The organism is Pandoraea sp. PE-S2R-1 (assembly GCF_002179865.1).
Classification (GTDB): Bacteria; Pseudomonadota; Gammaproteobacteria; order Burkholderiales; family Burkholderiaceae; genus Pandoraea.
Window position 1 is genome coordinate 1 of sequence record NZ_NGUR01000099.1, and the last position, 483, is coordinate 483.

Annotated in this window: 1 pseudogene; it reads right to left on the bottom strand. The window is 65.0% G+C overall.

Annotation, left to right across the window (positions count from 1 at the left end):
- Nucleotides 1–148: 148 nt before the first annotated feature.
- Nucleotides 149–483, bottom strand: a pseudogene (locus CDV44_RS28165) (FAD-binding monooxygenase); the annotation flags it as partial.

Sequence of the window (483 nt, forward strand, 5' to 3'; positions counted from 1 at the left end):
CCCGCACAACAACAAGACGAGGATGAGACGGAGCCATTTCACGTCGCGGAGCATAGCGCCAATTTTCGATATTGGAATACGCAGGTGTGATGACGGCGATGCGTTCGCCGTCGCCGGAAGTCGCGCGTTATCGCGAAGCGTCAGGCAGTCATGCGACCTGCGGCGTTCCTGCGAACCAGCGGCGCAGTGCGGCTTCGAGTCCGTCGATGCTATCGCCCTCGCCAAGCCATGCCACGCAAGCGTCTGGACGAATCAGCCGCGACGGTCCCTGATCGATGGCCACGCAGCGAACCCTTGGCGTCACGGCGGCGACGAGCCGGGAGGCCGCTTGTGCGGCAGAGGCGTCGAGCAAGACGCCGCTGCCGTCCTGCATCGCGTCGTACAGCGTGGTGCCGCCGGGAAGCGATGGAAGCGATGGAAGCGTGATGTCATCGGTCAGTCGACCGACATCGGGGCAGGGCGAGCCGAGGTCGTAGCGCACGG